Annotated in this window: 9 protein-coding genes and 1 tRNA gene; 5 read left to right on the top strand and 5 right to left on the bottom strand. The window is 71.4% G+C overall.

Annotation, left to right across the window (positions count from 1 at the left end):
* Positions 1-111: 111 nt before the first annotated feature.
* Together J2S58_RS18730 and J2S58_RS18725 are read right to left on the bottom strand one after the other, a co-directional pair.
* Positions 112-185 (bottom strand) — tRNA-Met (locus J2S58_RS18730).
* A 110-nt stretch (positions 186-295) separates the two neighbouring features.
* Positions 296-3,217: a UPF0182 family protein gene (locus J2S58_RS18725; RefSeq protein ID WP_205257246.1), complete on the bottom strand. Its 2,922-nt coding sequence runs from the start codon at positions 3,215-3,217 to the stop codon at positions 296-298.
* A gap of 406 nt (positions 3,218-3,623) precedes the next feature.
* Between J2S58_RS18725 and J2S58_RS18720 the strand changes: the two genes are divergently transcribed.
* Entirely contained in the window at positions 3,624-4,097 is a 474-nt protein-coding gene (locus J2S58_RS18720; RefSeq protein WP_205257363.1) for a PPA1309 family protein, read from the top strand.
* Between the two features lie 30 nt (positions 4,098-4,127).
* Here J2S58_RS18720 and J2S58_RS18715 read toward each other — a convergent pair whose 3' ends face one another.
* Positions 4,128-5,384, bottom strand: a complete 1,257-nt coding sequence (locus J2S58_RS18715; RefSeq protein ID WP_205257245.1) for a YlbL family protein — start codon at positions 5,382-5,384, stop codon at positions 4,128-4,130.
* Positions 5,385-5,537: 153 nt separating this feature from the next.
* On the opposite strand from J2S58_RS18715, the gene J2S58_RS18710 reads away from it, so the two are divergent.
* Positions 5,538-6,935: a zinc-dependent metalloprotease gene (locus tag J2S58_RS18710; RefSeq protein WP_205257244.1), complete on the top strand. Its 1,398-nt coding sequence runs from the start codon at positions 5,538-5,540 to the stop codon at positions 6,933-6,935.
* Between the two features lie 114 nt (positions 6,936-7,049).
* On the opposite strand, the gene mgrA is transcribed toward J2S58_RS18710, so the two are convergent.
* Positions 7,050-8,093 carry an L-glyceraldehyde 3-phosphate reductase gene (mgrA, locus tag J2S58_RS18705; protein ID WP_205257243.1) on the bottom strand — a complete coding sequence of 348 codons (1,044 nt, stop codon included), beginning with the start codon at positions 8,091-8,093 and terminating at the stop codon, positions 7,050-7,052.
* A gap of 241 nt (positions 8,094-8,334) precedes the next feature.
* On the opposite strand from mgrA, the gene J2S58_RS18700 reads away from it, so the two are divergent.
* From J2S58_RS18700 to J2S58_RS18690, 3 genes are all read left to right on the top strand, one after another.
* Positions 8,335-8,484 (top strand): DUF5679 domain-containing protein, encoded by a 150-nt coding sequence (locus J2S58_RS18700; RefSeq protein WP_205257242.1) that lies wholly within the window; start codon positions 8,335-8,337, stop codon positions 8,482-8,484.
* A 156-nt stretch (positions 8,485-8,640) separates the two neighbouring features.
* Positions 8,641-9,702 (top strand): hypothetical protein, encoded by a 1,062-nt coding sequence (locus J2S58_RS18695; RefSeq protein ID WP_306829268.1) that lies wholly within the window; start codon positions 8,641-8,643, stop codon positions 9,700-9,702.
* Between the two features lie 71 nt (positions 9,703-9,773).
* The gene (locus tag J2S58_RS18690; protein WP_306829266.1) at positions 9,774-11,093 is read left to right on the top strand and encodes an ABC1 kinase family protein; all 1,320 of its coding nucleotides are present in this window, start codon (positions 9,774-9,776) and stop codon (positions 11,091-11,093) included.
* Positions 11,094-11,118: 25 nt separating this feature from the next.
* On the opposite strand, the gene J2S58_RS18685 is transcribed toward J2S58_RS18690, so the two are convergent.
* Positions 11,119-11,298, bottom strand: a complete 180-nt coding sequence (locus J2S58_RS18685) for a hypothetical protein (protein WP_205257239.1) — start codon at positions 11,296-11,298, stop codon at positions 11,119-11,121.
* Positions 11,299-11,388: the final 90 nt, after the last annotated feature.

Here is an 11,388-nt window from a genome sequence, read left to right as displayed (position 1 = left end):
TAGAGGACGCCACCGACATCGGGCCCGGGCATCCACACCCGCCCCCGACCACCCGAACCGGGGTAGGAAAAAGGCCCCTGATCCGAACTTCCGGATCAGGGGCCTCACTTGTAGCGGGGGCAGGATTCGAACCTGCGACCTCTGGGTTATGAGCCCAGCGAGCTACCGAGCTGCTCCACCCCGCGCTGCGGTAACACCACTGTAGCAAGGTCCCGAACAGGAACCAAATCGCCCGCGTCCCGACCGGAAAGGTTGGGGCGCGGGCGATCTCGTCCGGCTCTGCGACTACTGCGGATCAGCCGCCGGCACTCGTCGTCGGGGTCTGCGGCGCCGCGGAGAGCGAGGTGCCGGCCAACGCCAGGTAGTCGTTCACCGCCTGCTCCAGACGGGCACTGGCCGCACCGATCTGGGCCAGGTCACCCGAGGTCTTCGCCGTCTCCAACTCCGCGGACGCCGCGTCCAGGGCGGCCAGCGCCGCACCCGCGTCGGCCGGCGGGGTCAACGTCGCCGTGGACGACGACGACGTGGTCCCGGTGTCCGTGGGCAGGGTCTGCGGCGGTGTGGTGGCCCCATCGGCGGTGTCCGGGGTCTGCACCGGCGCCTTGGACGCGGCGTTGGTCAACGCCGCGGCCAACGTCTCCCCCACCCCGACCCGGCCGGCGTACCAGACCAGGACGCGGCTGAGCTGCGGGTAGGAGGTGGTCGCCTGCTGACCCTGGATGTACAGCGGCTGCACGTACAGCAGGCCGTTGTTCACCGGCAGGGTCAGCAGGTTGCCGAAGATGACCCGTGAGTTGTTCTGCTGGGTGGCCAGCACGACCAGCGAGCTGATCTCCTGGGTGGTCTTGAACAACTGCTGCACCTGCGACGGACCCGGCGTCTGCGTGTCGGTCGGCAGCCGGAGCACGGTCAGCTTGCCGTAGTCGTCCGGATCGGAGTTCGCACTGACGTAGGCGCTCATGAACTCCCGCTGGAATCCGGTGAGCACGCTGGTCAGCTCGAACCGCGAGCCCTCCTCGCCCGGTACCTGCACCTGCAGGTAGTACGGCGGCTGCGGAGCCACCACGGTGTCGCTGACCGTCGGGTCGTTGGGGACCCGCCAGAACCCGGCGTTGTTGAAGAACTCGACCGGGTTGCCCACGTGGTACTTCACCAACAGCGAGCGCTGCACCTCGAACAGGTCCTGGGGGTAGCGGAAGTGCGACCGCAGTTCCTCCGAGACGTCCGAGGACGGCTTGATCAGATCCGGGAACACTCCCTCCCAGGCGTTGAGCACCGGATCGGCGTCGTCGGTGGAGTAGAGGGTGACCGTGCCGTCGTAGGCGTCGACGGTGGCCTTCACCGAGTTACGGATGTACGAGACCTGCTCGGGCAGCTGGCCCTGCGCGGCGCCCCGCTCGGTCAGCGAGTTGTTCGTCGCCTCCGACAGCGTGACGTTCTGCGAGTACGGGTAGTTCTGCGCGGTGGTGTACGCGTCCACGATCCAGACGATGCGGCCGCTGACCACCGCCGGGTACGGCTTGGTGTCCACGGTCAGGAACGGGGCGGCCTTGCGGACCCGCTCCTGGGGATCCCGGTTGTACAGGATCTTGGAGTTGCCGTTGATCTCCGAGGAGAACAGGAAGTTGGCGTCGCCGTACTCGGTGGCGAAGACCAGGCGCTGGAAGATGTTGCCCAGGCCCACACCACCGGCGCCGGTGTAGGTGTAATTCGTCGTCCGGGTGTCGAACTCGCGCGGAGTGCCGCCCGGCTCGGCGCCGACGATGGCGTAGTCGGTGGTGAGCTGGCCGTAGTAGATCCGCGGCTCGGTGACCGGGATGTCGCCCTGCCGGGAGAGGTCGGACACCGTGTAGTCGGGGTACCCGTTGGCCACGGTGTTGGCCGGGGCGGCCACGAACCCGTTGCCGTGGGTGAAGACGAGGTGCTCGTTGATCCAGTTGCGCTGGTTCTCGGCGAGGCCGGCGGCGTTGAGCTCACGGGCGGCGACCACGTAGTCCTTGGTCACGCCGTTCACGGTGTAGCGATCCACGGAGAGCTGGTCGGGGAACCCGTAGAAGTTCTCCAGCTGCTGCTGCTGGATGAAGGTGGGCGAGAGGATGTTGGGGTCCAGGATCCGGGCGTTGGGCACCGTCTCGTTGTCGGAGACGACCGCACGCGGGTCACCGGTCAGCTGCGCGTCGTAGGACACGTAGTTGATCTGGTCGTCCTGGATGTCGTAGGCCGCCCGGGTCGCGTCGATGTTGTGCTGGATGTACTCCGGCTCCCGGGTGATGGCGTTCGGGTTGACGACGACCTGCTGCAGGATCAACGGCCAGACGCCACCGATGAGCACGCTGGACAGCACCAGCAGCGCCAGCGCGATCGCCGGCAGCTTGATGGACCGCAGGAACGCCCCCACGAAGAAACCCACCGCGCAGATGGCGGCGATGACCATCAGGATGATCTTGGCCGGCAGCACCGCGTTCACGTCGGTGTAGGACGCACCGGTGAAGGTGCCGCCCCGGTTGGAGAACAGCAGCGCGTACCGGTCGAACCAGTACTGCACCGCCTTGACCAGGACGAACGCACCCACCAGGAGCGAGAGCTGGAGTGCGGCCTGCGAGGTGATGCGGCGGCCCGGCCCGGACAGGCGGAGCCCGCCGAAGAGGTACTGCAGGAGCGCCACAGCGACGAACGCAAGGACGATGCCGGCGAAGGCCCAGCCCAGGATGAGCTGGATGAACGGGAGCTTGAAGACGTAGAAGCCGACGTCGTGGCCGAACTCCGCGTCCACGGTGCCGAAGTTCCCGCCGTGCAGGAACAGCTGGACGGTCTGCCAGTTGGCCTGGGCGGACAGCCCGCAGATCAGGCCGACGGCCACGGAGAGGCCGATGGAGAACAGCTTGGGACGGGAGGTGACCAGGATCCGATAGGGCGCGAGCGGATCCACCTCACCGGTCGGGACGAAGACCGGTCGGGACCGGTACGCCATCAGTACGGAGAGGAAAACCACTCCGCCGGCCAGGACGGCGGCGATCGCGAACAGCACCACACGGGTGAGGACCTGCGTGGTGAAGACCTCGTTGAACCCGGCCTCGCGGAACCACAGCCAGTCGACGAAGACGCCGACGAACTGCAGCCAGAGCACGGCCAGAACGGCCAGGGAGACCAGCGCGATCAGTACCCGCTTGGCTCGGCGGGACATCGCGGGTACGCCGATGTTGGGCCTCATGGCCACGGTGGAACTCCTCGGGTCGACAACAACCGGCGCCGGAAGATCTCCGACACCTCTTCGTCCGCGACGTCCGGTCGAGCCGGGACGCCGCGTCGGTCACCCGATCCAGCTGGTTCTCACAGCTCCGATCCAGCTCCCGTGCCTCCAACTGTAGGGGCGTTCCGAAGGTTCCCCGCTGTGCTCGGGGCTCGATCCGGTCTCGATCCGGCTACCGAGAGCGACGTCCGTCACTCGGACGCCCGATGGGGCCGTACCTGGCCGTGACAGGATCGGCCGCGTGAGCACCGAGCACCCCGGCCGTCCCGAGCCCGTCCGCCCCGAACCCGCCCGTCCCGGTGCTGCCGGCCCGGGGGACGAGGCCCCGGTCGCCCCGCCCGAGTGGTGGGAGGACACCGATCTCGCCGTCGCCGTGGCCGAGGTGGAGGAGTTCGCCGCGGCCGGCGGCTGGGACGCCGCGCCCCAGATGTTCGCCCTGGTGTCCACCGCGGACCTGATCGCCGCCCAACCCCAGCTGGCCGGCCTGGACGCAGCGTCCGTCTTCACTCCCATCGCGCAGGAGTCGCTGCCCGAGGGGGAACTCGCCGACGCGCTCGCCCAGATCCTGTGGCCGCCGGAGGTGGTCGGCTGCGTCCTGGTGCAGGAGATCCTGGTGCTGCCGCCGTCGGCAGCGGAATCGTTGTCCGAGGACCCCGAGCGGGCGGCGGGGGAAGCTGCGAAGCACCCGGAAAAGGCCGAGGCCCGGCTCACCGCAGGAGTGCTGCGGGGCATGGCCGGCGGCGCCTGCCTGCTCCGGCTGCGCGGCGACCACGAGCAGGACCCGCTGCGCGGGGCGGATCTCGCCCCGCACCTGCTCACCGCACTGCGGGCGACGTTCGAGGACTGAACCGGCCCGTCACCGGACGGATCCCCCCGGTCAGCACCCGGCGGGGACGCCGCCCTGCGACAAGGTGGTGAGGGCCTGCATGGCCTCGTCCAACGAGCCGACCTTGACCAACTGCAACCCGTCGGGCACCTGGGTCAGCGCCTCGGTGCAGTTCGCCGCGGGGACCAGGAAGACGCCGGCACCGGCCTCCCGGGCGGCGATCATCTTGAGCAGGATCCCGCCGATCGGGCCGACGGTGGCCTTGTCGTCGGTCACCTCCATCGTCCCGGTGCCGGCGATGAACCGACCGTCGGTCAGGTCGCCCGGGGTGAGCTTGTCGATGATCCCGAGGGTGAACATCAGACCGGCGGACGGGCCACCGATGTTCGCCAGCGAGATGTCGATGGTGAAGGGCGCCTGCGGGCGCTCCTGCGGAAGGATCCCGAGGAAGCCCTGCGTCCCGACCTCGGCGTTGGCCGCGAGGGTGACCGGGACCGTCAACTCGGTCTCGGCGGTCCCGTCCGGTGCGGTGGTCGGCGTGCCGGCGGTATCCCCCGCAGCGGAGGACTCCGGGGTCGTCGGATCTGCGGTCGACGAGTCGGTGGTCGACGGGTCCGCGGTCGAGGACTCCGGGGTCGACGCAGTCGAGGATCCGCCGGTCGCCGAGGCACCGGATCCACCGGTCGGCGCGTCCGCTTCGCGCAGCACACCGATCTGCACCGTCTGACCCGGTGTGGTCCCGGCCAGCGCGGCCCGCAGCGACGCCGCGTCGGTGACGGCGGCCCCGTCGACGGCCACGATCCGGTCCTGCGGCTGGAGCACGCCTGCGCTGGGCGAGTCGTCCGGGATCGTGCCGGCGTAGACCACCTCGGGGTAGTCCAGGTAGGTCAGCGCGGCGATCTCGGCGGCGGACTGGGAGTCGCTGAACAGCTGGGCGTTGGCCTCGTTGACCTGCTCCACCGTCTGATCAGGCGGGAAGATGTCCTCCCGCGGGACGACGGCGTAGTCGCCGGAGGCCCACATGCCCAGGGCCTGGAACAGCGACACCCCGCTCAACACCGACACCGTGGTCATGTTGAGGTGGGCCTCGGCGGGCGCGGCCTCGTCGGCGGAGGCCGGCACTCCCGGACCGGACAGGCTGATCACCGGTACCCCGTCCACCGCGGTCAGCGTGTTGAAGGTCTCGCCCGGGCCCAGGGCCACGTACGGGACGGGGATCGCCGCAGCGGCGGCGACGAGGACGGCGGCAGCCGCGGAGCCGACGACCAACGTGCGGCCGCGCAGGCTCATCCGGGAGAGGGCGCTCATGATGCGCCCAGGGTAGGCGAGCGCGCCGACGATCCCGTGGGAGCACCCGGCGGCACCGGCGACGGGGCGCCGGATTCCGCCGTCCGCGATCACCGGCCGGATCACCCGGCGGTGCCGCCCCGCGGTCTTCCCCCGTTCAGTACCGTTGTCGGCATGACGAATCTCCCGTTCGGTTTCAACTCCGGCGACGAGGATCCCGACGGGAACCCGCGACCCGGCCCCGGCCAGGGACCGGGCGGGTTCGACATGGGACAGCTCGGCTCGATGCTCTCGCAGCTCGGCCAGATGATGTCCCAGGCGGGGGCGAGCAACCAGACCGGTCCGGTGAACTTCGACCTGGCCCGGCGCATGGCGACGGCCCAGATGCCGGCCTCGCACCCGGCGTCCGCGGTCGACGTCCGGCAGGTCACCGAGGCGGTCCAGCTCGCCGAGGTGTGGCTGGACGGCGCCACCGCCCTGCCGGCCGGCGCCCGCACCATCACCGCCTGGACGCCGCGCCAGTGGGTCGAGGCCACGATGCCGTCCTGGGAGAAGCTCTGCTCCCCCATCGCCGAGCGGGTCTCCAAGGCCTGGCTCGAGGGTCTGCCCGAGGAGGCCCGGGCCCAGGCCGGCCCGCTGCTCGCGATGATGGGCTCGATGGGCGGCATGGCCTTCGGCTCGCAGCTCGGTCAGGGTCTGGCGCAGCTGTCCGGTGAGGTCCTGACCTCCACCGACATCGGGCTGCCGCTCGGCCCCGACGGCACGGCCGCGCTGCTCCCCCGGTCGGTGGCCGAGTTCGCGTCCGCCCTCGACCTCCCCGAGGACCAGGCCCGGCTGTACCTGGCCACCCGGGAAGCCGCCCACCACCGCCTGTACGCGGGGGTGCCGTGGCTGCGCGGGCGGGTGCTCGATCTCATCGGCGCCTACGCCGGGGCGATCTCGGTGGACTTCTCGGCCGTGGAGGACATGGCGTCGTCGATCGACCCGTCCGACCCCGCCAGCATCGAGGCGCTGCTCGGCCAGGGCATGTTCGAGCCCAAGATCACCCCGGGCCAGCAGGTCACCATGGAGCGTCTGGAGACCCTGCTCGCGCTGGTCGAGGGCTGGGTGGACACCGTGGTGGCCGAGGCCGTCGGTGACCGCCTGCCGGGAGCCGGCGCCCTGCGCGAGACGCTCCGCCGCCGCCGGGCCACCGGCGGTCCCGCGGAGCAGACGTTCGCCACCCTGATCGGCCTGGAGATGCGCCCCCGGCGACTGCGCGCGGCGGCCGACCTGTGGCGCGAGCTCGGCGTCTCGCGGGGCGTCGAGGGGCGTGACGCGCTGTGGTCGCACCCCGATCTGCTGCCGTCCTCCGCCGACCTGGACGACCCGCGCGGATTCATCGACCGCGACAAGCAGTTCAGCGAGTTGCTCGCCGGCCTGGAGGACCTGCCGGACGCCGACGCACTGGCCGCGAACGACCCGACGGGGGGGACTCCGCCCACGGATGCCTCGACCACCTCGACGGACACCACCGAGGCACCGGACGAGGACGGTCCGGCCGCCGCCGGCGGATCCGCCCGCCCGGTCTGAGCGGACGCGGGTCCGCCCGGAAGAAGGTCCGACGACGAACGGCCCGCCCTCCCCTCAGCGGGGTGGCGGGCCGTTCGTCGTTCCCGATGGTGAGGTCCGTCCGGACCCGGAGGGTCAGACCGAGCTGGACGGCTTCCAGAGATCGATGCCGGCCTCGACGGCGTGACCGTCGATCTCCGCCAGCTCTTCGGCGCTGAACTCGGTCATCCCGGGGGTCTGGACGGCGGCCAGGTTGTCGTCGAGCTGCTTCACCGACGAGGCGCCGATGAGGACGGAGGTGACCCGGGAGTCCCGGAGGGCCCAGGACAGCGCGAGCTGGGCCAGGGTCTGCCCGCGGCGTCCGGCGATCTCGTTCAGCCGACGGATGTGCTCCAGGGCGGTGTCGGTGAGCAGGTCCGGCGACAGGCTGGATCCCTTGGCCGCCCGGCTCCCGTCAGGGATGCCGTCCAGGTAGCGGTCGGTCAACATGCCCTGGGCCAACGGCGAGAACGCGATCATGCCGACGCCCAGATCGCCCAGGGTGTCCAGCAGTTCCTCCTCCACCCACCGGTTGACCATCGAGTACGACGGCTGGTGGATGAGCAGCGGTGTGCCGAGGTCGGCCAGGATGGCCGCGGCCCGACGCGTCCGCTCCGGGGAGTAGGACGAGATGCCGGCGTACAGCGCCCGACCGGAGGTCACCGCGGTGTGCAGCGCACCCATGGTCTCCTCGAGCGGGGTGTCCGGGTCGGCGCGGTGGGAGTAGAAGATGTCGACGTAGTCCAGGCCCATCCGGGTCAGGGACTGGTCCAGCGAGGACAACAGGTACTTGCGGGACCCGCCGTTGCCGTAGGGCCCCGGCCACATGTCGTAGCCCGCCTTGGACGAGATGATCAGCTCGTCGCGGTAGGGCCGGAAGTCCTGGGCCATGTGCCGGCCGAAGTTCTCCTCGGCACTGCCGTAGGGCGGCCCGTAGTTGTTGGCGAGATCGAAGTGGGTGACGCCCTTGTCGAAGGCCCGGCGCAGGATGTCGCGCTGGGTCTGGAAGCGGTCGACGTCCCCGAAGTTGTGCCACAGGCCGAGCGACAGCGCCGGGAGCACGAGTCCGCTGCCCCCGGTCCGGCGGTAGGGCATGGCGGAGGGGTCGTCGTAACGGTCGGCTGCCGCGAGGTAGGTCATGCGCCCAGTCTCCCCCGGTCGGCCGCTCCGCCGGACCGGCGTGCGGTCGGTGATCATCCTCGGACGGGCCCGCTCGCACCGTCGATGGCCCTCATCAGCGGTGTCGCGCCGCGCCGTGTCCGCGGGAACCGGGTCCCGGTGTACCGGCACGGGTACGGTGAGCGACGATCCCGGGGGCGCAGTGCCCCCGGCCGACCGCCTCGGAAGCGCATTCCCAGGGGCCCACGAGAGAGGAAGGCCGATGGCCGAGTCCTACAACGGTTACTGCGTCAAGTGCAAGGAGAAGCGCGACTTCGACGGTGAGGTCCACGAGACCAACGGTCGCCGGATGGCCAAGGGCACCTGCCCCGTCTGCGGCACCAAGATGAACCGCATCCTCGGCAAGGCCTGACCCGCCCGGGTGGGGCCGCCCCGGAGTACCGGGCGGCCCGACCCGCGCACCCCCCGCACCATCGCCCGCCGTCGACCCGTTCGTGCGTCGGCCGGCCGGCCTGCGAGGTGTGGACAACTCCCGCCGCGTGCCGCGGCGGCCCGTCATCCTGGCGGGGTGATGAAGATCGACACCCCACGCGGGGACACCCGGCAGGTGCTGGACACCGACCAGGTGCTCCGACCGGCCAGTGGCATCCGGATCCGGCCGCGGCCCGGTGGCGATCTCCACATCGGATCGGACACCGTGCACGGTCTGCTGCTCCGGGACGCTCCGGTCGAGGCCGCCGGCGTCGTGGCCGCGGCCACCGACGGCCTCCCCCTCTCCGCCTGGTGGCGCCGCGAGCGCCTCGACCCGGACTTCTGGACGCCCGTCTTCCAGCAGCTGCTCGCCGCCGGTCTGCTCGTCCCCGCCACGGCCGGGGCGATTCGCCCACCCGGGGCCGACCTGCGGGGCGAGCACGGCTTCCTGACCCATCGGCACGGGCCGGCAGCCGCCGAGCGCGCCCTGCAGGCACGTGCCGACGCCCTGGTGGTCGTCCAGGGGTCGGGTCCCGCCGCCGTGGCCGTGGCCGCGCAGCTCGCCGTGGCCGGCGTGGGCCACGTCCATCCTCGGCCGGATCGGTCCGACCGTCACCGGCAGGGTCCGGGCGGGGACGATGAGGGTCGACGACTCGTGGCGCTGGTCCGCGGCGCCTCGCCGACCGTCCGGGCCCACGCCCCGGCCGCCCACGTCCCGCCCGTGCTCACCGTCCTGGTCGACGGTGGCCCGGTGGATCCGGGGTTGGCCGCCGAACTCACCCAGGCGGGACTGCCCCATCTGGTGCTGCAGGTCCGCACCACCCGGGCGGTCGTCGGTCCGCTGGTCCTCCCCGGGCGCACCAGCTGTCTGTTGTGCGCGGACCGGCACCGGGCCGATGCCGATCCGCACTGGATGATCGAGCGGCCCGAGCCGTGGGCCCCGCCGGTGCCGACGGTCCTGGTGCATGCCGCCGCGGCACGGGCTGCGCACGAGACCCTCGAATTCCTCGACGGGCTCGTCGCCCCGGCGACCCTCGACGGAACCCTGGAATGGACGACCGCGGGAGCCGGACCGCGCCGGCGGACCTGGCGGCGGCACCCCGACTGTGGTTGCGGGGCAACGGGTCCGGGCCCGTCTACGGCCCCGGGGCCACGCTGAGGCCGTCGGGCGACGACCCACCCGGCGAGGTGGCCGACGGGCCCGGCCGGCCGCTGGGTCACAATGGTGGGGTGTCCGACATTCCGCGGGGTGCCCTGAGCAGGACGGCCAAGCTGGCCAGCCTGCCGTTGTCGGCTGCCGGGCGGGCCACCGTCGGGTGGGGGCAACGACTCGCCGGGCGCGACAAGGCCGAGGTGACCTCCGCCCTGCAGCGTCGGACCGCCGAACAGGTCTTCGAGGTGCTCGGCCAGCTCAAGGGCGGGGCCATGAAGTTCGGCCAGGCCCTCAGCGTCTACGAGGCGGCCGTGCCCGAGGAGTACGCGGCGCCCTACCGCGAAGCACTGACCAAGCTGCAGAACGCCGCCCCGCCCATGCCGACCGCCACCGTGCACCGGGTGATGGCCGAGCAGTTCGGGGCCACGTGGCGATCGCGGTTCGCGGAGTTCCAGGACCGGTCCGCCGCCGCCGCGAGCATCGGCCAGGTGCACCGGGGGGTGTGGAAGGACGGCCGCCCGGTCGCGGTGAAGATCCAGTACCCGAACGCGGCCGCCGCCCTCAAGGCCGACCTGGACCAGGTGTCCCGGATGGCTCCCATCCTGGGCCTGATGATGCCCGGCATCCAGATCAAGCCGTTGCTGGTGGAGATGCGCGAACGCGTCCTGGAGGAGCTGGACTACGCGGCCGAGGCCGACAACCAGCGCGCCTTCGCGGCTGCCTACGCCGGTGATCCGGACATCATGGTTCCGCGCGTGGTCGCCAGTGCTCCCAAGGTGATCGTCTCCGAATGGGTCGACGGCATCTCCCTGAACAAGATCATCGTGGACGGAACCCGGGAACAGCGGGACCGTGCCGGGTACGTCATGTGCGAACTCCACTTCTCGGCGCCGGCGCGGGTGGGCATGCTGCACTCCGACCCGCACCCGGGCAACTACCTGCTCACCCCCGACGGGCGGCTGGGCGTCATCGATTTCGGGTCCGTGGCCCGGTTGCCGAACGGCACCCCACCGATCCTGGGCGAGGTCAGCCAGCTCGCGCTGAGCGGGGACACGGCGCGGGTCGTCGCCGCCCTGCGGGACGAGGGCTTCGTCCCCCGGGACTACGACCCGGACCCCGACCAGTTGGTGAACTACCTGGTGCCCTTCGTGGAACCGTTGCGCCACGAGAGCTTCCACTTCACCCGGCAGTGGATGCAGGAGCAGGCGGCCCGGATGGGCGACCTGTCGAGCGAGGAGTCGAAGATGGCCCGGCGACTCAACCTGCCCGCCTCGTACCTGATGATCCACCGGGTGACGCTCGGGTCCATCGGCGTGCTGTGCCAGCTCGACAGCCGGGCGCCGTTCCGGGCCATCGTGGCCCGGTGGCTGCCGGGGTTCGACCCCGACCCCGTCTGACCCTCCCCGGCCGGGGGCCCGCTGATCACCACCAGGCGCGGTCCAGTTTCGCCTCGACGGCACGCACGTTGCCGCGCAGGCACTCGCCGCACACCCAGCTCGTCCCCCGGACGCGATCGTGCTCGACCATCCCGGTGAGGGCAGGGTCGGGCGTCGTCGTCCCGCAGGACGAGCACGTCACCGGAGTGGGGGGCGAAGCCGACATCGGCCCAGGCTAGGCCCGACGGGACGGTGATGCACGGGCACGCCGGCGCGGGAGCCGGGTGGGCGGACACGGACGAAGCCGAGCCGGGCC

It is taken from the genome of Nakamurella flavida, from assembly GCF_030811475.1.
Lineage (GTDB): Bacteria > Actinomycetota > Actinomycetes > Mycobacteriales > Nakamurellaceae > Nakamurella > Nakamurella flavida.
Note: the sequence above shows the minus strand (reverse complement) of the source record. Positions and strands in the feature narration are given on the sequence as shown.

Coding starts and splice junctions, on each gene's coding strand:
- J2S58_RS18715 (WP_205257245.1), bottom strand. CDS start 5,384: ATGAGCGCCCTCTCCCGGATGAGCCTGCGCGGCCGCACGTTGGTCGTC.
- J2S58_RS18710 (WP_205257244.1), top strand. CDS start 5,538: ATGACGAATCTCCCGTTCGGTTTCAACTCCGGCGACGAGGATCCCGAC.
- mgrA (WP_205257243.1), bottom strand. CDS start 8,093: ATGACCTACCTCGCGGCAGCCGACCGTTACGACGACCCCTCCGCCATG.
- J2S58_RS18700 (WP_205257242.1), top strand. CDS start 8,335: ATGGCCGAGTCCTACAACGGTTACTGCGTCAAGTGCAAGGAGAAGCGC.
- J2S58_RS18685 (WP_205257239.1), bottom strand. CDS start 11,298: ATGTCGGCTTCGCCCCCCACTCCGGTGACGTGCTCGTCCTGCGGGACG.